Genomic DNA, 23,463 nt, shown 5'->3' with positions numbered 1-23,463 from the left:
TTATCACCTATATTGATTCTTTATTGTTTATACACTCTAAAACCTCTTTAGGAGTTTTGCATGCAAGTAGTTCATTCCTAAAGCTTTCTTCTCTTATTAACCTTGATATTCTTGCTAAGACTTTTAAATATACTTGGCTGTCTTTGATAGGTGAAGCAAACACAAAAAACAGGTTTACATTTTCATTATCTAAAGCTTTAAAATCTATTTTTTCATTACTTATACCAAATGCTATTGTTAATCTCTCAGCTGCATCAGTTTTAGCATGGGGAATAGCTACTCCTTTTCCAATTCCTGTACTACCTAATTTTTCTCTCTCTACTAATGCTTTGTATATAGCATTTCCTGTATTATTCACATTAGGGCATGCTCCAATAAGCTCTGCAAGTTCCATTAAAACATCCTCTTTGTTTTTTGATTTTAGATTAAGAGATATTAAATCTTCTGACATATAATCAGTGATCTTTACTATATTAATCATTCTCTACCCCCATTAAATAATTTTTTAATTTTAGCTCTATTCCTAAATGAAAGTTTAGGTATCTTTCAAAAAGGAAAATTATATTTTTTATTTCCTTAATACTGTATTCTTCTTCAATTATACTTTTTACTTTTTCATTTAAAAATTTTTCTACTATCTCTTTTTCTTTAAGAGATACTTTAAAAAAAACTTCTGTTCCCTCTAATAAAAAAGTACTTCTTTCAAAAGAAAAACAGCATCCTTCCCCAGCTGAAAATCCCAGTCCTTCATCTTTGATCACTTTGAAAAGATAAAAAGCTGTTAATATATAGTTTTTTCTTTCATCATTACTGCTTTTTAAAAAGTTCAAACTTTTTAAAGTAAGTGAAAACAACTCTTTTTTTCTATTATTATCTACAAGAATAGAATTCAGTATAGATGTTATATATAATCCGATCCCCAATACATCTATATTTTCTTTTATTTCACTAAATGAATCAATTGTAGTTAAATTAGAAAGTATAAAATTCTCTCCTTTTTTATAAAAAGTAAATTTAGTCAAAGCAAGTATATCAGTTGAACTTTGTTCTCTTTTCTTGCTTTTTCTTATTCCTTTCACAAGGACATTTACCTTTCCAAAAGTTTCTGTAAAAATAGTTATATATCTATCTGCTTCTCCAAAATCCTTTTTATTTATGACTATTCCATTACTATCAAAGAATTTCATTATTCCAGCACAAATTCCTTCCCATCAAATTCAGGATTAATTTGATAATTTTCTATATTGATAACTCCAATTTTAATTTCATTATCAAAGAGTTCAAAAGATATTGGAAGAAGATACCCATCTATTTTTGTAAATTTATTAAATTTTATTGTCACTCCATCTTCAAGAGAGATTTCCTTTATCTCACTATTATAATACTTTTTTCTAAAATTGATATCTTTTTTTTCTTTTTCAAAAATATAATTTATTACTTCTATTATTCTATTTTCATCACTACTTATTTTTTCATGAGTAATTTGTTGGAAAATAGGAAGATATATTGTTTTTTCATTTCCATTATAAATATAAAGTTCTCCTTTATTCATTTCAGGAAATGTTATTTCTTTCCTTATTTTATCTGGAACTTGAAATTTTACATTATATCTAGTTTCTCTCTCTTTCCCATTCACTACCAAAGTTTCCTTAGTAAAAAAGGCTAATTTTTTAATATCTAAAATTCTTTTCTCTGAAGAAAAAGCTGTAAAAAATATCAAAAGAAAACATGTTAATATCCATTTTTTCATTCTTTCTCCTTTGGTATAATGACCAAAACCTCATTAAGATTCAATACATCTATATCAGTTTTTATTTTAATACTTCTGAATATCTCACTTTCATCCTCATTTATATCTGAGATATAACCAATATATAATCCTTTTGGATATATATCACTGATCCCAGAAGTATATACTTTTTCTCCTGATTTTATAGTGTTTTCAAAAGTATTTGGTTCAAAATAAAGCTCACCATTGCCTTCGTTACTACCTTTAGCTATTCCAAGCATATTATTTTCAGTTAAAGCACTTATATTAAAATTCTCTCCAGTCACCATATCTACCATTGAGTAATCATCATAAACTTTTCCTATTTTTCCTATTAGATTTTTACCAGAAAGTACAATCATATCTTTTACCATTCCATCATTTTTTCCTAAATCTATATAGAATCTTTCATAAAGATTACTTGGTGTTCTGAAGTTAACTCTTGCTACTCTTAAATCTTTTTGACTTTCTTCTTTCATTTCTAAAAGTTTTTTCAGTCTATCATTTTCTTCTACAAGAGTAACGTTAAATTCCATAACCATATCCAATTTTACATTTTCAGTTTTCAGCCTCTTATTTTCTTCTAAAATATGTTTATATTCTGTAACAGCATAGGAAGTTTCTTTTAAGTAATTTCCAGTATTATAGATGGATTTCTGAACTGGAAAAAAAAGATATCCTACTCCATCTATAATATGATTAAGAGCTCCTCTAAAGAAAAAGAGGAGCAGTATAATCCCTATAAACAAAAACAATATTTTATTCTTCTTGTTAGAGGACTTATCTTTTCTTATCATTTAGACAATTCCTTTGAAACTTCAAGAATTAATTTTGCTGTATCTACCATATCTTTGATTTCAATAAACTCTTCTTTAGTATGAACTTTGCTCATTCCTACTGCAAGATTTACAGCTGTAAATCCTTTAGCATTATAGACATTAGCATCACTTCCTCCCCCAGAAGATTTTTGTGTACATTCTAATCCAACATTTGCACAGGCCTTAGCAAAATATTTTAATATTTCTGACTCAGAATCTAATGTGAATCCATCATACCCTTTTTTAACATCATTAATAAATTCTGCTCCAAATTCTTTAGCTGTTGCTTCAAATATATCATTAGTTTCTTTTAAAAGGTTATCTAATTTTTCTCCTTGGAAACTTCTTGCCTCATACATTATAGAAAGCTCAGGCATTACTATATTAACGGCTTCTCCTCCTCTCACTATACCTATGTTAGAAGTTGTTTCACTATCTATTCTTCCAAGTCTTATTTTAGTTATAGCATGAGAAGCTACAGTTAATGCATTTATTCCATTTTCAGGAGATATTCCTGCATGTGCTGGTTTTCCAATTATTTTCATTTCACCTTTTGCTGAATATGGAGCCTGTATAATTGCTACTCCTGGTTTTCCACTTGAATCAAGAATAAATGAATAATCTGGTGAATACTTTTCTATATCAAAAACTCTCGCTCCACGTAATCCTATTTCTTCTGCTATTGAAAATACAACTATGATTTCTGGATGATCCAGATTATTTTCTTTTATTACATTGATCATTTCAAGGATTGCAGCTATTCCACCTTTATCATCTCCGCCAAGAACAGATGTCCCATCACTTGTGATGACTCCGTCTTTAATGATTGGTGTAACTTTATCGCAAGGAAGCACAGTATCCATATGAGCACTAAATAGAACTTTTTTCTTTCCTGGTGCTTTCAATACTCCTATAATATTTCCACAGTTTCCACTATGAACCTGTCCAGCATTGTCTTCATAAGCTTCCATTCCAAGTTCTTTTAATACTTTTAGTAAGTAATCTCCAACTTCTCTTTCTTTTAATGATGGTGATGAAATACTTGCCATATCAATAAAAGTTTGTACCAATCTGTTTTCCTTTACCATGATTCCTCCTATTTTCGTTTTTTAATACTTTCTTTCATATAATTATAATACATTGGTCTTTCTTTGTAAAGCATAAGTAGTATAAATCTTAAAAAATAATAAAAAAAATGCCATTTTTTTATTATACAAAAAGGACAGCACCTTTGCTGTCCTTTCATTCAGCCTATTTTTAGGCTCTTTTCTTATTTTGTTCCTTTTTTATAAGCCCCTTCAGAACCAAACACATCTACTATTTTAGTTTTGTAATAAGCTTTCATTTCATCTTTTGCAGCTCCAAGATATTTTCTTGGGTCAAATTCTTTTGGATTAGTTCCAAGAACTCTCCTGATAGCAGCTGTGAATGCAAGTCTTCCATCAGTATCAACATTAATTTTTGCAACTGCTGATTTAGAAGCTTTTCTTAATTCAGCATTAGGAATTCCTATTGCATCTTTAACTTCTCCACCAAATTCTTTTATCATATCTGTATATTGCTTAGGTACAGCTGATGATCCGTGAAGTACAATAGGGAATCCTGGGATTCTTCTTTCGATTTCTTCTAATATATCAAGTCTTAATTTAGGATCTTCACCTGGTTTAAATTTATGAGCTCCATGAGAAGTTCCTATAGCTATTGCTAAAGAATCAACTCCTGTTTTATTTACAAACTCTTCTACTTCATCAGGATTTGTATAAGTATGGCTTTCAGCTTTAACATCATCTTCGATACCAGCTAGAACTCCTAACTCAGCTTCTACTGTTACATCAAATTTATGAGCATATTCTACTACTTCTTTTGATACTTCTATATTTTTTGAAAAATCATAGTGAGATCCATCAATCATTACTGATGAGAAACCAGATTCAATACAAGTTTTTACAGTTGCAATATCAGGTCCATGATCTAAATGAAGAGCTACTGGAATATCTGATCCCATATTTCTTGCTCTGTCTACAGCTGCTTTACCTAATAAAGGCACTACATCAGCTCCCATGTAGCTAAGAGCTCCTTTTGAACATTGAAGGATTACTGGTGAACCCATTTCAGCACATGCTTCTACTATAGCAAGAGCCATTTCCATATTATTGAAGTTAAATGCAGGAACTGCATACCCTTCTTTATTAGCTTTAGCAAACATTTCTTTAGTATTAGAAAGTCCTAAATCTTTATAATTGTACATTTATAGCCTCCTTGAAATTTTGTATATACTTAATTCTACCAGATATTTAAAATAAAATCAATTCTATAATAGATCATATTTTTACTCTTATTTGTTTTAAAATATGCCTAAAAAACCATTTTATCTTCATTCTCTTTTTTATAAGGAGAAGTGCTTGAGGTACCAGATCTATGACATTCTCTATGACATGCTGATATCTGTTGAATTTTCCACTGATTATTTTCTTTGCACTCACTATCCAAGATATGAGTAGCAAGTTAAATATTCTTAAAAAATTTAATAAGAAATTAAACGCACCCTCTTCAGTTACATAAAAACTTCCTATTTTAAATAAAACTCTTCCTTCCTGTGTATAAAAAAGCTGGACAAGACATGTACTAAAATACAGAAAAAATAAAAATTTCATTTTTCCAATATTCTTTTTTAAATCTTTGTTCAAAATAAGGTTCATCACAAAAAGAATGATAGTTATTCCAAACATTATTTTTATATTTCCAATGAATATATTACTTAGAAGCAGTATAAATAAACTACTTTTTAATAACATCTATTCCACCCATATATGGAACTAGAGCTTTTGGAATAAGGAATGATCCATCTTCCTGTTGATAATTCTCCATAATAGCTACAAAAGTTCTTCCTACTGCAAGTCCTGATCCATTTAATGTATGGCAGAACTCACTTTTTGAACTTCCATTAGGTCTGTATTTAAGTCCCATTCTTCTAGCTTGGAAATCTGTACAGTTAGAGCAAGAAGAAATTTCTCTGTATTTATTTTGAGATGGAAGCCATACTTCTAAGTCATAAGTCTTAGCAGCTGAGAATCCTAAGTCTCCAGTGCATAGTTGAATAACTCTGTATGGAAGCTCAAGTCTTTGAAGAACCTCTTCAGCATTAACTACCATTTTTTCTAATTCTTCATAAGAAGATTCCTGAGTTGCTATTTTTACCATTTCCACTTTATTGAATTGGTGTACTCTGATTATTCCTTTAACATCTTTACCATATGATCCTGCTTCTCTTCTGAAACATGGAGAGTAAGCTGTATAATATTTTGGTAATTCTTTTTCATCTAATATCTCTTTTCTATGGATATTAGTCATTGTAATTTCAGAAGTTGAAATAAGGAACATATCATCAGTAGTTCTATACATATCTTCTTCAAATTTAGGAAGCTGTCCAGTTCCTTCACATATTTCTCTTTTTACTAAAAATGGAGTTATATGCTCAGTATATCCATGTTCTGTAGTATGCATATCAAGCATAAAGTTGATAAGAGCTCTTTCTACTCTTGCTCCCATTCCTCTATACAATACAAATCTTGATCCTCCTAATTTTGATCCTCTTTCAAAATCAAGTATTCCAAGATTTTCTCCTATTTCCCAGTGAGCTTTTGGTTCAAATGTAAATTCTCTTGGTGTTCCCCATCTTCTTACTTCAACATTTGATTCTTCATCTTTTCCTACTGGAGTTCCTTCTTGATACATATTCGGAATTACCATTTGGAAATAAGTAAGTTTCTCATCTACTTCTGCTAATTTTGCATCAAGCTCTTTTATTTGAGCAGAAACTTTTCCCATCTCTTCTATTATTTGAGAAGCGTCTTGTTTTTCCTTTTTTAATCTTGCGATTTCAGCAGATTCAGTATTTCTTTTTTGTTTTAAAAGTTCTACTTCACCTAGTATAGTTCTTCTCTCTTCATCAAGTTTGTCAAATTCTGCAAGATCAATGTTACTGTTTCTATTAGCAAGCATCTCTCTCACAAGTTCTCTGTTCTCACGAATAAATTTTAATTCTAACATATTTATCCCCTCTCTAAATTATTTGTTATTTTAAGAATTTATTTTATATCCACATCTTTTTATTTTTACATCTTGCTGCTCTATACCTACAAGCTCAAGATAAGAATTAGGTGAAGTATTTATTATTTCCATAGCAATCTTATTATTCTCTCTTTTAAAAGATTTTATTCTTACTTTAAGATCTCTTGTGGCAATTTTCCCCTTCTTCTCTTTTATTTCTACTATTTCATCTCTGTTCAAAAGTTCTTCTAATTTTGAGATATCTTCTTCACTGCCTTCAATCTCATATATCATGACAGTATATTCTTCCATTATGGAGGATTTTTTAGGTACTTCCTCAACTTTATTTACTTTGAAACCTACAACATTGCTACTATTAAGCCTTTTAAATACCTCTTCATTTGACATTGGAGTTTCCAATTCAAAATCCATCATTTCATCATATGCTTCTGTTCCCAAGGACACAGGACTTCCAAAAGACATTTTAGGTCTTGGATGGAATCCTTGACTGTATTTTACAGGAATCTGAGATTTTTTTAAAAGTCTGTCAAAAAATCTGAGCAAGTCTAGGTGGGAAATGAATTTCATTTCTCCAAACTTATCAAAATACACTCTTTTTTTCATTTTTACCTCTGATAATATTTATTTTGTATTCTGCCATTTTACCACTTTATTCCAGATAGTTCAAATATGTTTTTAATTTCTTTCTATTTTTCTTCTAATTTTTTTTCTATAGCTCTAACTCTTTTTAATAATTCAGGAAGTTTTTTCCATGAAACCCTTACTTTTAAATCTTCTTTATGATCCATTAAAGGATATCCTGATAACATTTGATTATCTGCCACATTTCCACTTACTCCAGATTTAGCTGCTATGACTACATTGCTTCCTATCTTTAAGTGTCCAGCTACTCCTACCTGCCCAGCAAGAGTAGTATTATCTCCCACTTCAACACTTCCAGCTATCCCTACTTGGGATATAAGAAGGCAATTTTCTCCAATTATATCATTATGAGCTATTTGTACTAGATTATCTATTTTAGTAAATTTTTTAATTACTGTATTTCCTATAGTTCCTCTATCTATTGTGGTATTAGCCCCTATTTCTACTTCATCTTCCAATACTACATGCCCTATCTGCTCTATCTTAGTGTTATTTCCAGCAATTTTTATAAATCCAAATCCATCTGACCCTATTACCGCTCCTGGCTGAATCACACATTTTTTTCCAATAACACAAAATTCTCTAATAGTTGCATTGGAATAAATAACTGTTCCCTCTCCTATTGTTACTCCTTCTCCTATTGTTACATTAGGATGAATAACTACATTATCTCCTATTACAGTATCATGCCCTATGTAAACATTTGGTGCTAGTCTGACATTATTTCCTATTTTGCTGGAATCTTCTATCATTTTTTCAAAAGGTCTAGTTTTCCTCTTAAAAAAATTCAAAAGTTTTGGCATAAGCGTTCTTGGATTTTCTTTAACTTTCAAATATGTCTTTCCAATATTTTCTGGTAAAGGAATATCTGGTACTATTATTACTTTTGCTCTAGTTTCATGCAGCTTTTTTAAAAATTTTTCATCTGATGCAAATGTCAGACTGTCCTCTTGTGCTTGAAAAAAGGGAGCAAGCCCAGAAATATTTTCCAGACTTAAATCTCCCTTTACTTCACAACCAAGGAGGGCAATCAAATCAACTAACTTGTAGTTCATGTTACCTCCTTAAAATATTTCTATTTTTTGTTTTTTTCCATAGTGCTTATTACTTTATCAGTTATATTTTCTCCACCAAATTTTACTGCTCCAGCTTCAAATACATAATCATATTTTCCAGCTTTAGCCACTTCTGAAATTGCATTATTCATTGTAGTTTCAATAGCTTGGAATCTTGTAAATTCCTCTTTGCTCAATTTAGTTTGAGAATCTTGTATAAATTTTTGGAAAGCTTTTACTTGTCCTTCAAAAGCTGTTTTTTCTTTATCAGTAACCTTTGCTCCTTTTGCTTGAAGTTCAAGTTGTGCTTTCTGAAGCGCTACTTCTTTTTGTTTGATTTCATTTTCAAGTCTAGTTTTTTCTTTATTTAAATTTTCTTGAACTGTTTTAGTTTGGGAAAATTTAGCAAAAGCCTCTTGTGAGTTAACATACCCAACTTTCATAGCAAATGCTGATACTGACAGCATTAATGCCATTGCTGGTATTAATATTTTTTTCATGTGTGATACCTCCGTTACTTTATATTATGTTAAAATGATTGTCCCATATTGAAATAGAACTCCATTCCACTATCCATTTTATCTCCAACTGGCCATCCAAAGTCAAATCTTAATGGACCAATAGGTGTATTAAGTCTTAATCCTACCCCTGCTGTTGTTGCAATTTTATCTGGAATATCTGCATCTTGACCATAATCTCTATCTCTTCCTTTATAATTCCATGCTCTACCAGCATCAAAGAATACAACAAATCCAAGAAGTTCATTGATTTGAGTTCTGTTTTCAACAGTACCAACAATCTTTTGAGTACCTTTAAAGAAACCACCATCGTATCCTCTAAGTGTACTTCCTCCACCTACCCAGAATCTTTGAGTTTCTTTTGTAGAATCTGTCATGATTCCTCCAACAACTTTATAAGCAAATGTATTATTTTTAAAGAATCCTCTATGATATTTTCTAAGTTCTAATGTAATATTTCCAAAAATATCACCATCATAACCACCAGCATATCCTCCTTCTAGTTGAAGTTTAGCATATTCTCCTGCTGTAGGATTCCAGAAATGGTTTCTTGTGTCATAAGTTAAAGATGGAAATAAACTCCAAATAAAGTAGTCATCATCAATACCTTGAACTTCTTCTCCACCATTAAACCAATAATATTTTCCACCATTTTTATAGAATTTATTCTTTTGAGCTTTTTCTTCTACATATTCAAATTTAGTTCCAAGACTTAATCTTACATTTTTAGTAAGTCCTTTACCTATATTGAATTTAGCTCCAATAGTATCTATTTCATGGAATAATTTACTGTCATCGTCTTCATAGCTATTTTTGTATAAGCTCCATCCCCATGAAATTCTATCTGTATCTTTGATCCAAGGATCATAGAAATTAATTGAAAAGCTTGTATAATCTTCATCAGATTTCTCAAATGTAAATCCAAGTTCCTGACCTTTACCTTTCCAGTTAGTATCTTTTATTGAGATAGTTCCTAATAGACCTATTTCAGAACCATAAGATATTGCTCCCTGAAGTATAGCAGTTCTTTCTTCATCAAGAAGAAGTATTATAGTTTTTCCATCTGGATCTCCAGGAATATCTCTTGATTCATATTTAACATTTTTGAAATGTCCTAATCTCATTAGATTTTTTACAGTTTCATCGTATTTATTTGAATTAAATATTTCATCTTTAGAAAATTCAAGTTCTCTCTCTATTACATATGTTTTAGTTTTTAAAACATCATCAGTAGGTTTTCTTCTAGCACCTTTTTGTTTTGTTACCATCTTTTTGAATTGAATATCTCTTACTGTTCCTTCACTCAAATAAATTTCAAGTTCTAGATTTCCATTGATTCCTATATCTGTAACATCAGTAAGTGTATACCCATCATCTTGATATTTTTTTAAAATTCTATCTCTATCTTCTCTGATAGTATTAATATTAAATATCTTTCCAGGCTCAGTTTGTATAACTTTCATTAAATCTTCTGTTGAATAAACAGTGTTTCCTATAATATTTACCCCATTAAGAATTGGGTTTTCCATAACTTCATATATTACTTTTACCCCTTTTCCACTTTTAACAGCATCAGGAATAACATCTCTGAAATATCCACTTTCAATAAGATTTTTATGTCCTTCTATAACCTTATTTTTAGAAAAATAACTTCCAACCTTTACTGGAACTTTATCCATAAGTTCTTTAGTACTTACATAATGATTTCCAATAAATTCAATTGAGTTTACTAGTAAAGATGTATCAACTTTTCCTCTTTCTGATAAAGGGATAATCCCTTTTTTCTCAAGCATAGATTTTGCATCCCTGTTTTCTGTTATATCAACAGTCAGCTTTATTCCACCATCATAAACTGTTGGTTGAATAGAAACATCATTTACATATTCTAACCCTTTGATACTTTTGTAATCTTCAATCATATTATCTGTTACAAACTTCTCTCCCTCTTTTGACCTCATGTTCTCCAAAATGATTTCAAAAGGAATCTCTCTATTGTTTATAACCTCCACTTTTTTAATGCTGTAATTAGATTCAGCACCAAAACTGAAAAGTCCCAATAGAAAAACCATTAGTACTATTAATTGTTTTCTCATCCTTACCTCCGTTTTTTATTGCTTTCTGAAGATATCTAATAGAGTATCATATTTTTTCTCAAATTTGAAGTCAATATGATAATTTATAGAATTTTTTGAATTTTCATCGGCCTTAGTTTTAGCCTTTCTAGGAAGCTTTCCTGCTCCTATTCCAATAGATTGTCCAGGTTTAAATCTGTATTCTACTGAAAAGTCATATTCTTCAAATGCTCCACTGTTTCTCTCGTTATTATTTTCTGCGTTATCATCCCCCAATAAGGTACCTCTTGCTACCCAGTATAATTTATCTTTGTAAATATTATCTTCTGCTTCTATGACAGCACCTAAACGCAGCCTGTTATCCTCTGCATTTGGATTCTGATTTTCACTTGTCAAAATATTTGACTTTATCCTAAATTTTGATATATTCAAAGTATTTTTTATAAGATTTGAAACTGGTCTGAATATTGTTTGCGATAATTGACTTCCTATTACAGTTTTAAATAATGTTGCTGAGGCACTGTCAGAAAATTCTTCATCCCCTATTAACAAAGATGATAAATTACCACTGGCACTTCCATTTTTAGATGTTATTGTAAATCTAAGGGCATCCAGTTCCCCATTTATGCTCATTCCTAATTCATCATTCTGTACTTTTACTCTAGAGTCTATAACTAAAGTTGGATTTACATTAGGAAAATAATCTTTTCTGTCATTAAATATTACAAGTGCTTTATCTAATTCAAACGTATTTCCATTTATTGCTAATGAACCATTTTTTATTTCTGCATCTCCTAAGAAAACAAATTTTCCATTTTTACCTGAAAGTCTTCCTCCTCCTACAACAATTCCTTCTACATCACCAACAAATATATTGACATCCTGTATATCAAGTTTGATTCCTTTATCTATTTTCAGCGTTACATCTAATTCTAATGATTTTTCAAAAATAGTGTTAATCTGAAAATCTTTTCCAAGATCTTCACTTTTATTTACTATTGAGGATGATGATTTAAATAAAAAGTTTTTGATTATCTGAAATAATGATTTTGAGTTACTTGGAATATTTTCAACTTCTCCATCTATGATATTAATATTTCCTGCTAATTTATTATTTTTCATATTAAATTTTGTATCAAACATAACTCTAAAGTAATCGCTGTATTTATAGTTTACTCCTTTAGTATCAAGTGATATATCATAGTCTAAATCTTCCATATAATAAGGATTTTCAGCTATATCTGTTATGCTTGGTAATTCCAGATATCCTTTTAAAGTAGTATCCCCATCATTCAGTTTTCCTTGGAAATTTTCTATATAAAGACGTTTTTTATCAAGTTTAATTGTACTATTAAAGTTATCCATATTAATAAAAAATTCTTTAGATTTCATTCCAAAATTCATCAAATTGAAATACCCGCTGTTTCCATCATCTTTCAAATCTAAATTGAAGGCTGCAATTCCTTCTATATTAGTTATACCATATTTTTCTAAAAAAATGTTTAAAAAATCTAAATTTATTTTAGAAGAGTTTACTAAAAAGTTGTATTTTTTATTTTCTAATGTTACATCTCCTTTAGAATAAAAGGAGTTCTCAAGGTACTTAAACGAAAATTCATCTAAGAATACTTTATCAAGATTTCCATTTATTTTTATTAAAAAATTTTTAAAATTTATTTCTTTCATTGAAATAAGATTACTATTTATTTTTAAATCATATTTCAGGTCTTCTACTTTTCCAGAAAGTTTTCCATTAAAAATAAGATTTCCATTTACAGTTTCTTCTTTTGTATACTCTTTTAATGTATCCAGTTTGACCACCTGATTATCTATGTCAGCACTTATTTCTTTTGTCTGTAAATTATAGCCTGCTGTCAATTGAAGAATATCTTTCATATCTCCATTCGAAAGAACTATTTTATTTAATTCAATAGTTCCATCAGGAATATTATCAGTTTTATATCTTCCCTCTACATATACATTTGGAAGTTTTGTTCCTCTCATATATATCTTATCTATTGTAGAATTTAATCTAGCATTTATTTTTTTATCTTCACCATCTACTTTCAAAGTTCCAATTACTCTATATTTTAAATTTGTATCCAAATAATATTCAGATGGATCATCCTCTATTATGTTTAAAACAGCATTATATTTTTTATTTTTCAAATTATATTTTCCATTAAAAATATTGCTGTTAAGATAAATTTTATTTGCCTTTACAAGTGATTTAGAATAATTTATATCTCCATGAACAAGGATATCTTTTTTTTCATCTCCAATATCCAGTTTTATGTCATTTATTTTTACATCTATTTTTGGATCATTTATCTTTCCAGTTATTTTCCCTTTTACATCATTAATATAGAATTTAGGATATTCTATATTAAATTTTTCAAAGTCTAAATCTTTTACAGAAAAATTGATATTTGAAGCTAAATTTTTCAGGTTTATATTTCCATTTATATCTATTATCCCATTTCTAAAATCTCTTATTTCAAATTTGTCATCTTTTATTCTCATTGCAAAAATAAATCCATTAAGATCATAATCATTATATCTTACTTGGCCTATGCTGCCTTTAAAGTCTCCAAAAATTTTTTCATCTTTTTTAAATTCAAACTTCCCAGCAATATCTTTAATTTCAGCTAGATATTTAAAAGTCAGAGATTTAACATCTACTGAAGCATTTATGTTTCCATTTTCTCCTGATATCTCTCCATTAAGAGAAGCATTTAAAAGAGCATCTTCGTTCAAAATATTTCGTTCTACATTCAATTCTTCAGCATCAAATTTTAAATCATAAGACATTTTACTTATATCAGTTTCTCCAGTAAGATTAAAAGTTATTTTATCCTCGTTTTTATCATGAGCAGTAAGACTATCTATCATTATTTTGTTATTTTCTGCTATAAAATCGAGAGCAAATCTAAGATTATATAGATTAAAATCTATTACTCCACTCCCTCTTTCGAGATTTTTATTTTTTAAATCATAATCAAGCGAAAATTTCCCTGCTCTGTAAAGATTTATTTTTTCAATATTTGAATAATACCTTCCTCTTAACTTAATAATATTTGATAGAAAATTAAAATTAAAATTTTTGTTTTTTGTTTCAAAATTAAATACTCCATTAATATTAGGAATATAATTATTTATAGATTCATTCCCTTTTATATCAAAGGTTAAAGCCCCTTCGTCTTCAAAGTAATCAAGTGATAATGCTATTTTCTTTTTAAAAAGTTCTTCTTTTCTTTCTTTGTTCCAGAATGAAAAATCTGTACTTAAATCCTTTATATGTATCCCTTTACTATCATAAACAAATTTTCCAATAGTATTTCTAAGTTCTAAATTATTTAGAACAAAATCCTTACTTAAAAAATCTATTGTAACTTTAAACTCTCTTTCTGAATTAAGATTAAGATTAAATTTTACATCATTTATAACTAAATTCTCTATGGGCAGATTAATATCTTTAGCTAAAGAATACTTCTGTATTTGAGGATATGTTACATTTTTAGCAGCAAAATCTATATTCAGTTCATCATCAGCATATACCAAAAGAAATTTTTCTTTTGTATCAAATACTTCATAATCAGCTTTAACTATTACAGTTTTACCTTGAAAATCCACTGTTCCTTCAGATACTTTTATATCTGTATCCAATTCTTTATATTTTACTGTAACGTCTTTAAAATCAGCATTTCCAAATAAACCTTTAGGTGAAATTGAAAGATCTAAATTTAGCATTCCACCTTTGTATGATATCTCATCTCCATCATAAGCATATTGAAGCAGCTCTGTTTTTACAGCTATATTTTCAAGTTTTATATTTATATCATATGGCTCTTTACTTGTATTTAAAGCAAAAGTATATAACTGCTGTTCATTTTTGCCTTTAAATATTAGATTAATTCCTTTTTCTTTACTGAAAGTAAGAAATCCATTTGTTCCATAAGCAGTTTCCTGTATAGGATTCGTATATGAAAGATCTGTATAATTAGTTGTAGCATTTATAGCAGTTATCCTGTTTATAGGTACTCCTATACCAGGTTTGTATTCTTTTTCTTTTGTTTCTATATCAACACTTTCTTCCTTACTTCCTACAGTAAATGCAGCAACTATATTTATATCTCCATTTTTCTCTCTAGTTATGTTTGCTGTCCCATCATATATTATGATATCTTCTATTCTTAGCTTTTTAAGTGATTCTTTAGAATAAAGAAGTTCCACCTTAGGAGCCTCAATAATAGTTTTTTTATTATTTACCAGTTTAAGATTTTTTATTTCTATTAACCCATATCTTTTAAATTCAATAGAACTGCTTGAAATTTTAGGTCCTAAAGCTATCTGAAGTATTATCTCAACTGTTTTTGACAGATGATATCTCACAGACCAATATCCTCCTGCCAAAATTAAAAGGAGGGAAAGTCCAGTTATGATTTTTTTCTTATTATTCTTGTAAAATTCTTTCATTTCCTCCTCCTGCGGTTTTATAGAGGTCTCTTCAAAGGTATCCCTGCTCTTCTTGGATACTTTTTGTCATTTGAAGCAGTTTTTTCTATCTTTATAATTACTCTGGAATCTTTAGAATAAGGCAATTGTAAATTATATATTTCAATTATTTTACTTTGCAGTATATTTAAAGCATTTTCAGCTTCAGCCTCTTCTCCAGTTCCTTCCATTTTTTGTGACAAAAACTCACCATTTATCTTTAGAAAAGGGATTATATATTCAAGAATAGTTCCAAGTTTTGACACTCCTCTGCATAATCCTAGATCATATGTTTCTCTATTTTCATCATTTATATAATCTTCTGCTCTGGAAGTTACTACATTGACATTATTCAGTTCAAGATCTTCTTTTACTAATTCAAGAAATTTAGTCTTCTTTCCAATAGAATCCATTAAGGTAAATTCTATATCTGGATTGAATATTGCCAATACCATTCCAGGAAATCCTGCTCCTGTTCCAATATCTATAGCTTTTTTACTTCTATTTTTAATAAGGTTCTGAAGTAAAAGAGAATCCAGAAAATGTTTCTCTATTATACTTTTCTCATCTCTTAAAGCAGTAAGATTAGTATGTGAGTTATATTCAATTAATAATCCTAAATACTTTACAAGATCATCTACTTTTTTATCTGTATATTCAATATTTAATTTTTTTATTCCTTCCACTAGGAATTCTCTCATGATTAATTACCTCTCGCTTTTAAATATATTAATAATACTTGAATATCTGCTGGTGAAACTCCTGATATTCTTGAAGCTTGACCTATATTATATGGTCTTACAGCTTTAAGTTTATCTTTTGCTTCTTTTGGTATATTTTCCAGAGAATCATAATCTAAATCTTCAGGAAGTTTTTTATTTTCTAAACTCTTATGTTTTTCTATCATTTTCATTGATCTTTCTATATAACCTGAATATTTTACCTGTACTTCTACTTGATATTCTGTATCTTTAGAATAATCTCCTAACTCTAAATCAGAGAGTTCAGCTATATATTTTATATCAGAATATTTTACATCTGGTCTTCTTAAAAGTTCAAAATATGTAGTTCCATCTTTTAATTCAGCTTCTCCACATCTTCTTAATACTTCATTTACTCTGGGATTACTTGGTCCAACATAATTTTCCTTTAATTTTTCTTTTATTATTTCTACATCCTTACCCTTTTGTACCACTCTTAGATATTCCTTTTTTGGAAGAAGCCCTACTTCATATCCAATTTTTGAAAGTCTTAAGTCTGCATTGTCTTCTCTTAAAGCCAATCTGTATTCACTTCTTGCAGTAAACATTCTGTATGGTTCATTAGTCCCTTTAGATACTAAATCATCTACAAGTGTTCCCATATATGAATCTGCTCTATCAAGTATTACAGGCTCTTTTCCTTGTAACTTTCTTACTGCATTTATTCCAGCTAAAAGTCCTTGTGCTCCAGCTTCTTCATAACCAGAAGTTCCATTTATCTGTCCTGCCAAAAATAGATTTTCTACAGTTTTGCTTTCAAGTGTATATTTTATTTCTTGAGGTGGAACATAATCATATTCTATAGCATATGCATATCTCATAATATGAGCATTTTCAAGTCCAGATATATTTTTTACCATTCCATCCTGCACATCTGTTGGAAGTGAAGATGAAAGTCCTCCTAAATATATCTCTGTAGTATCATATCCTTCTCTTTCAAGAAAAAGATGATGTTGATTTTTATCACCATATCTAAAGACTTTATCTTCAATAGAAGGACAATATCTTGGTCCAGTTCCATGTATAGTTCCATTAAATAATGGAGATCTTTCCCTATTATTTTTTATTATTTCATGTACAGTTTCATTTGTGTGAGCTATATAGCATGAAATCTGCTTTCTTCCTTTTAATTCTTCATCAGGTGTTCTTGTGGAAAATTTTAATATATCTTCTGTTTCTCCTGGCTGTTCTTCAACTTTTGAGAAATCTACTGTTCTTGCATCTATTCTTGATGGTGTTCCTGTTTTAAACCTAGCTAATTTTAATCCTGCCTTTTCTAAAGATAATGGTAAATCATCTGAAGAAAGTTCTCCCATTCTTCCACCACTAAAATGCTTATCTCCAATGTGAATAAGTCCTCTCAAGAAAGTTCCAGTAGCTATTATTACAAACTTTGCTCTATATTCTACTCCTTCTCTGGTTTTTATTCCAATAACTTTTCCATTTTCAACTATAATCTCTGTTACCATTCCTTGAATAGCACTTAAATTATCACAATTTTCAATAGTTTTTTTCATTTCTTTACTGTATCTTACTTTATCTGCTTGAGCTCTTAAAGATCTCACAGCAGGTCCTTTTTTAGTATTAAGTATTCTTATCTGTATATATGTTTTATCAATGTTTCTTCCCATCTCTCCACCTAGAGCATCTATTTCTCTAATAAGATGAGATTTTGCTGGTCCTCCAAGAGAAGGATTACATGACATCACTCCTATATTATCTAAAGTTATAGTAAAAATAGCTGTTTGAGCTCCCATTCTGGCAGCAGCTAAAGCAGCTTCACATCCAGCATGTCCTGCTCCTACCACAATGACATCAAAATTTTGCATTTGTTCCTCCTACAATATATAAATTAAATTACTTTAAGTTTTCTAAATAATCAGCAGTTTTATTATCTGTTATGACTAATAATACATCTCCCTTTTCTATTAGAGTATCTGCTGAAAGATTTGGTTTAAATGATTGATCTTCTTTTTTTATTCCAACTACGTTTACATTATATTTTTTTCTAATATCTAATTCTACCATAGTTTTCCCCCAGAAAACAGATGGAGCTTTTACTTCCAGCAATAAAAATTCTGAAGAAAATCTCAAATGCTCTATCATATTAGGTTCCATAGCTAACTGAGCAACTCTTCTTCCCATATATTCTTCTGGATAAATTACTTTTGTTGCACCTATTTTAGCCAAAACTTTTCCATGACTTTTACTTACAGCTTTAGCAATAATCTTTTCTATTCCAAGCTCTTTCAAATTAAGAGTTATCATTATACTTGGCTCTATATCTCCTGTACATACAAAAGCTATATCATAATTGCTTACTCCAAGTTCTTTTAAATTTTTCACATCAGTTGCATCCATTACAACAGCATTATCTACAATATTGCTGTTTATAGCTTCCTGAACAAGTTCTTCATCTATGTCCAAAGCTAAAACTTCTTCATTAGATTCATATAAAGTTTGTGCTACACTTGTTCCAAATCTTCCAAGACCTATAACTAAATATTGTTTCATTCTATCCTCCATTTATTTACCATTAATCTACCCAACCAGAATATTTTCTTTTGGATATTTAGATAAAGCTTTTTTCTTTGTTTCTCCAATAGCTAAAGCAAATGTCATTGGACCTAATCTTCCTATAAACATAGTAATTATTAAAAGAAGTTTTGAAAAAGTAGTAAGATCTGGAGTTATTCCTAAAGTCAATCCCACTGTTCCAAAAGCTGAAATAACTTCAAACATTATCTCTTCTGGACTAAAACTTTCTGCTATCAGCATCAGCATTATTATGACAATTACATAAGTTATTGCAAGAACCAATATAGCTAATGCCCTGTTCATTATTTCCCAATCAAGTCTTCTGTTAAATATTTCAACATTTTCTTTCTTTTTTACTATTCCAATAACATAAAATAATATTACTCCAAAAGTTGTAGTTTTTATTCCTCCACCTGTTGATCCTGGAGAAGCTCCTATGAACATCAAAATACAACACATAAAAATAGTTGAATTTCTAAGTTCTCCAAGTGGAATAGTATTAAATCCTGCTGTTCTCAATGTGACACTTTGAAAATATGAAGCCAGCACTTTTTGTACAAAGTTTAAATCCCCTAAAGTTGCTGGATTTGAATATTCTAAAACAAAAAATAAAATCATTCCACCAAAAGTTAAAATCACAGATATTATAATCGCAACTTTTGATGTTAAATTGAATCTATCTATCCCTCTTCTTATAACCATAATAACTGATGTAATTACAGCAAATCCTATTCCTCCCAAAGTTATTAAATAACCAATAGTAAGATTTATAACGGGATTAGCTTTATATGCCTCCAAATTATTAGAGAAAAGAGCAAATCCTGCATTACAAAATGCTGATATTGAGTGAAATATTCCATAAAACACAGCTTTATTCAATGGCATTTCCTTTGAAAACTCCCATGTAAGGATAATTGCTCCTATACTTTCTATAACAAAAACTGTAAGAAGAAGCTTTTTTATAAAACCTGATATTTCTCCACTGCTGTCTGCATTTCTTTCTTCTTTTAAAAGTTCTCTTTCATAAAAGGTCATTCTTTTCCCCATTACCAGAAACAGAATTGATGAAAATGTCATTACTCCCAGTCCACCTAATTGTATAAAAAATATTATTACTAAGTCTCCTGCTGGACTGAATACCTTACTCACATCTACTACTGTCAGTCCTGTTACACACACTGCTGATACAATTGTAAATAAAGAGGATAAAAAATTCAATTTTTCCCCTTCCCTAAGTGAAAAAGGCATCATTAAAATAAATGTTCCTAAAAGTATTGCAAATAAAAATCCCAATATCAGCTTCCTTGAAGGTGATAGTTTTTTAAAGTAATCTATATCCATAACCACGCCTCACAATTTCATTCTATATTTATTTTCCATAAAAATTTTCCCCATATCTTATTAATTATACATTATTTTATCTCCCCTTTCAATCTTAAAAAAAACTACTTTACAAAATATTGTAAAATTAAAAGAACCTGTATCTAATTATACATTAGACTCAGGTTCCCACTTTCTTTTTTATTTCTCTTCAAAATTTATTTTTACTAAATTTTCAACTATTTTTACAATAAGATCTCTTGCCTTTTCCATAGATTGGATACATACATATTCATATTTTCCATGAAAATTATGTCCTCCAGTAAAAAGATTTGGACAAGGAAGCCCTTTATAAGAAAGTCTTGCTCCATCTGTTCCGCCTCTTATAGGTTTAATACAAGGTTTTATATTAAGTTCTTCCATAGACTTATGAGCAAGATCTATAACATACATTACAGGTTCTATTTTTTCTTTCATATTATAATAACTATCTTTTACTTCTATTTCTATTTCTGCATCTTTATATTTTTTAGATAAATATTGCACAGCATCTTTTATAAGGATTTTTTTCTCATTAAATTTTTTCATTGAATGATCTCTAATTATATAATTCATTGAAGTATCTTCTACAGTTCCTTTCATATCATTTAACAGAAAGAAACCTTCATAATTTTCAGTATACTCTGGTCTTTGCTCTATAGGAAGCATAGAATTCAATTCCATTCCAATAAGAATTGAGTTTATCATACTGTTTTTAGCTGTTCCAGGATGAATATCTCTTCCTTTTATCTTAATTACAGCAGAGGCTGCATTAAAATTTTCATATTCTAACTCTCCTATCCCTCCACCATCTACTGTATAGGCGAATTTACAATCGAACTTCTTTACATCAAAAAGATTTGCTCCTCTTCCAATTTCTTCATCTGGTGTAAATCCTATTTTTATCTTTCCATGCTTAATTTCAGGATGTTCTTTCAAATATTTTACAGCTTCAATTATTTCAACTATTCCAGCTTTATCATCTGCTCCCAACAGAGTTTTTCCATCTGTTACTATAAGATCCTGTCCTATATAATTTTTTAAATGTTCAAAATCTTTTGGAGAAAGGATTATTTCTAATTCTTTATTTAAAATAATATCTTCTCCATTATAACTTTCTATAATTCTTGGATTAACTCCTCTTCCATTGTAAGTAGGTGCTGTATCCATATGTGCTATAAATCCAATAGTTGGAATATCTAAATCACAATTTGCTGGAAGTGCAGCCATTACATATCCATTCTCATCTAATGATATTTCTTCAAGTCCTAATTCTTTCAAATCTTCTATTATTACTTTTGCTAAATTCCATTGTATATCACTACTTGGACATGCTTTGTTTGAAGGATCTGAATCTGTATCAATTTTTACATACTTTAGAAATCTTTCAACTAAATTATTCATCAATAACAACTCCTTATATAATTTTAGTATCTATATTTTAGTACTTTTTCAAAATTATTTCAATCTCTATTTCTTTTTATTTTTCACTTGCCAGTATAAGTTCTTCCTCTCTGGCTATTTGCAGTTGCTTTAATTGTTTCATTTCTCTTTTTATCAGAATAAATGTTAATACTGTTGCAATGAAGTCAGCTGTTGGAGCAGCAAACCATATTCCAGCTAATCCAAACATTCTAGACATTATTATTATACAAGGAATTAAAACTATTATCTGTCTTGAAAGGCTTATAAAAAGACTCAATTTAGGTTTTCCTACTGCCTGAAAATACACAGAAGATATTATTTGGAATCCAATAATAGGAAACATCATTGTATTTATTCTAAGTCCATGAGAAGCTATATCCAACAAAGCTTTTTCTCTTGTAAATATGAATATAAAATATTTTGATAAAAACTGAATAGTCAAGAAATCTACTATGCATATTATAGAAGCTCCAAGTATAGCTTTACGAAGTGCTTCTCTTACTCTCGAATAAAGTTTCGCTCCATAATTATAGCCCAATATTGGCTGAACTCCTTGGTTGATTCCAAATATAGGCATAGCAAGAAATATTGTTATTGCTTGAATAATTGCCATTGCTCCAATTGAATTATCTCCTCCATACACTTTTAGTGTACTGTTGAAAGTATAATTTACTAGACTTGATCCCATTTGCAATGCAAATGGTGAAGATCCTAAAGCCATTATATTCTTAATTTTTTCCCATTGTAGTTTCATATTTTTTAAATATAATTTAAGTCCACTAAAACTTGATTTAAAATAAAATATAGTCCATGCTGCTGAAATATATTGTGAAATAATTGTAGCCCAAGCTGCACCTGATACTCCCATATCCATTCCAAATATAAAAATAGGGTCAAGTACTATGTTTATTATGGCTCCTATCAGCAAAGTAACCATTGACATTTTAGGGTTTCCATCTGATCTGATAGCTGCATTTGCTACATATCCAACTATTGTTGCTGGAAATCCATATGCTACTATCCATAAGTATTCTCTTGCATATCTGCTTGTATTCTCGCTTCCTCCTAACACTGCAACCAATTTATCCATATACAACAATACAAATACTGCTATTATTAGTGAAATAATTATTCCATATCCTATTCCATTTCCCAAATATTTTTCAGCTTCATCTTTTTGCTTTCTTCCAAGACTTAAAGATATATTTGTTGCCCCACCAAGCCCTATTAATACAGCGAAAGCAAATACAAAGATTGTAACTGGGAAAGTAAGTCCTACTCCAGCTATTGCAAAGTGTCCTACATCTTTTATATTTCCAATATATATTCTGTCAACTATACTGTACAAAGCATTTACAAGCATTCCAATTATAGCTGGAAGTGAAAATTGTACTAAAAGCTTTGTTATTTTTTCTGTTCCCATAAATTGATGTTTATTTTTCATTTGTTCCTCCTAAAAACTTTCCTGTTACATTTTAAATTCTACCATTTTTCTAAAAGCTTTGACATTATCCTCTTTAAAGTATCTATTTCATCTTTTTCAAGTATTTGTTCTACTTTTTTATGAAAGATTTGTGACACATCAAAAATAACTCCTATGACCTCTTCTGCCTTTTCTCCTAGTTCTAAATGCATAACTCTTCTATCTTCAGAACAAACCCTTTTTCTTACATATCCCTTTTTTTCTAGCTTATTTACAAGGATGGTTACTGTTGATTTATCTTTGGATATTTTTTCTGTTATTTCTTTCATAGAAAGAGTTTTAAAAACATATAATACTATTATTATTCTTATATGAGAATATCCCAAATCTGTTATTCCCTTTTTTCTCAGTTCTTCATCCATAAAAATTCTGCTTCTATGATGGGCTCTAGACAGATAGCTATACAATGAATTTCCAAAAGCTTCATTTTTCATATTTCATCACCTATCCTTTAATTTA

20 protein-coding genes are annotated in these 23,463 nt (G+C 29.4%); all 20 read right to left on the bottom strand.

Going from position 1 to position 23,463, the window contains the following annotated elements:
- Positions 1-7 precede the first annotated feature (7 nt).
- On the bottom strand, positions 8-481 hold the full coding sequence (locus tag E0E45_RS03710) for a PTS sugar transporter subunit IIA (RefSeq protein ID WP_130889921.1): 474 nt from the start codon (positions 479-481) through the stop codon (positions 8-10).
- Positions 474-1,187, bottom strand: a complete 714-nt coding sequence (gene recO / locus E0E45_RS03705; RefSeq protein WP_130889920.1) for a DNA repair protein RecO — start codon at positions 1,185-1,187, stop codon at positions 474-476. The genes E0E45_RS03710 and recO overlap by 8 nt, the downstream gene beginning before the upstream one ends.
- Positions 1,187-1,750 (bottom strand): LolA family protein, encoded by a 564-nt coding sequence (locus tag E0E45_RS03700; protein WP_130889919.1) that lies wholly within the window; start codon positions 1,748-1,750, stop codon positions 1,187-1,189. The genes recO and E0E45_RS03700 overlap by 1 nt, the downstream gene beginning before the upstream one ends.
- Positions 1,747-2,565 (bottom strand): rod shape-determining protein MreC, encoded by an 819-nt coding sequence (gene mreC, locus E0E45_RS03695; protein WP_130889918.1) that lies wholly within the window; start codon positions 2,563-2,565, stop codon positions 1,747-1,749. Before mreC ends, E0E45_RS03700 begins: the two co-directional genes overlap by 4 nt.
- A complete protein-coding gene (locus E0E45_RS03690) occupies positions 2,562-3,674 on the bottom strand; it encodes a M20/M25/M40 family metallo-hydrolase (protein WP_130889917.1) in 1,113 nt (370 codons plus the stop codon). The genes mreC and E0E45_RS03690 overlap by 4 nt, the downstream gene beginning before the upstream one ends.
- A 182-nt stretch (positions 3,675-3,856) precedes the next feature.
- Positions 3,857-4,834 carry a class II fructose-bisphosphate aldolase gene (locus E0E45_RS03685; RefSeq protein ID WP_130889916.1) on the bottom strand — a complete coding sequence of 326 codons (978 nt, stop codon included), beginning with the start codon at positions 4,832-4,834 and terminating at the stop codon, positions 3,857-3,859.
- Between the two features lie 73 nt (positions 4,835-4,907).
- Entirely contained in the window at positions 4,908-5,381 is a 474-nt protein-coding gene (locus E0E45_RS03680) for a hypothetical protein (RefSeq protein WP_130889915.1), read from the bottom strand.
- Positions 5,365-6,636, bottom strand: coding sequence for a serine--tRNA ligase (gene serS, locus E0E45_RS03675; RefSeq protein WP_130889914.1), 1,272 nt, complete (start codon positions 6,634-6,636; stop codon positions 5,365-5,367). The genes E0E45_RS03680 and serS overlap by 17 nt, the downstream gene beginning before the upstream one ends.
- A gap of 30 nt (positions 6,637-6,666) precedes the next feature.
- A complete protein-coding gene (locus tag E0E45_RS03670; RefSeq protein ID WP_130889913.1) occupies positions 6,667-7,260 on the bottom strand; it encodes a TIGR03936 family radical SAM-associated protein in 594 nt (197 codons plus the stop codon).
- 83 nt (positions 7,261-7,343) lie between these two features.
- Entirely contained in the window at positions 7,344-8,354 is a 1,011-nt protein-coding gene (gene lpxD / locus E0E45_RS03665) for a UDP-3-O-(3-hydroxymyristoyl)glucosamine N-acyltransferase (protein ID WP_130889912.1), read from the bottom strand.
- A gap of 20 nt (positions 8,355-8,374) precedes the next feature.
- A complete protein-coding gene (locus E0E45_RS03660; RefSeq protein WP_070577418.1) occupies positions 8,375-8,854 on the bottom strand; it encodes an OmpH family outer membrane protein in 480 nt (159 codons plus the stop codon).
- A 29-nt stretch (positions 8,855-8,883) separates the two neighbouring features.
- The gene (locus tag E0E45_RS03655; RefSeq protein WP_130889911.1) at positions 8,884-10,965 is read right to left on the bottom strand and encodes a BamA/OMP85 family outer membrane protein; all 2,082 of its coding nucleotides are present in this window, start codon (positions 10,963-10,965) and stop codon (positions 8,884-8,886) included.
- Between the two features lie 15 nt (positions 10,966-10,980).
- Positions 10,981-15,420 (bottom strand): translocation/assembly module TamB domain-containing protein, encoded by a 4,440-nt coding sequence (locus E0E45_RS03650; protein ID WP_130889910.1) that lies wholly within the window; start codon positions 15,418-15,420, stop codon positions 10,981-10,983.
- A 17-nt stretch (positions 15,421-15,437) separates the two neighbouring features.
- On the bottom strand, positions 15,438-16,139 hold the full coding sequence (rsmG, locus tag E0E45_RS03645) for a 16S rRNA (guanine(527)-N(7))-methyltransferase RsmG (RefSeq protein ID WP_130889909.1): 702 nt from the start codon (positions 16,137-16,139) through the stop codon (positions 15,438-15,440).
- Positions 16,140-16,141: 2 nt separating this feature from the next.
- Positions 16,142-18,028, bottom strand: a complete 1,887-nt coding sequence (mnmG, locus tag E0E45_RS03640) for a tRNA uridine-5-carboxymethylaminomethyl(34) synthesis enzyme MnmG (RefSeq protein ID WP_130889908.1) — start codon at positions 18,026-18,028, stop codon at positions 16,142-16,144.
- Between the two features lie 28 nt (positions 18,029-18,056).
- Entirely contained in the window at positions 18,057-18,713 is a 657-nt protein-coding gene (locus E0E45_RS03635) for a potassium channel family protein (protein WP_130889907.1), read from the bottom strand.
- A gap of 27 nt (positions 18,714-18,740) precedes the next feature.
- Positions 18,741-20,078, bottom strand: a complete 1,338-nt coding sequence (locus E0E45_RS03630) for a TrkH family potassium uptake protein (protein ID WP_130889906.1) — start codon at positions 20,076-20,078, stop codon at positions 18,741-18,743.
- A 180-nt stretch (positions 20,079-20,258) separates the two neighbouring features.
- A complete protein-coding gene (gene pepT, locus E0E45_RS03625) occupies positions 20,259-21,500 on the bottom strand; it encodes a peptidase T (RefSeq protein ID WP_130889905.1) in 1,242 nt (413 codons plus the stop codon).
- 76 nt (positions 21,501-21,576) lie between these two features.
- Complete coding sequence (locus E0E45_RS03620) at positions 21,577-22,965, bottom strand: MATE family efflux transporter (RefSeq protein WP_130889904.1); 1,389 nt, start codon at positions 22,963-22,965, stop codon at positions 21,577-21,579.
- 38 nt (positions 22,966-23,003) lie between these two features.
- Positions 23,004-23,438 (bottom strand): MarR family winged helix-turn-helix transcriptional regulator, encoded by a 435-nt coding sequence (locus E0E45_RS03615; RefSeq protein WP_130889903.1) that lies wholly within the window; start codon positions 23,436-23,438, stop codon positions 23,004-23,006.
- Positions 23,439-23,463 lie beyond the last annotated feature (25 nt).

Origin of the sequence: Fusobacterium ulcerans ATCC 49185 (genome assembly GCF_900683735.1) — a bacterium.
Taxonomy (GTDB): domain Bacteria; phylum Fusobacteriota; class Fusobacteriia; order Fusobacteriales; family Fusobacteriaceae; genus Fusobacterium_A; species Fusobacterium_A ulcerans_A.
This window is presented reverse-complemented; position numbering and strand designations above follow the sequence as displayed.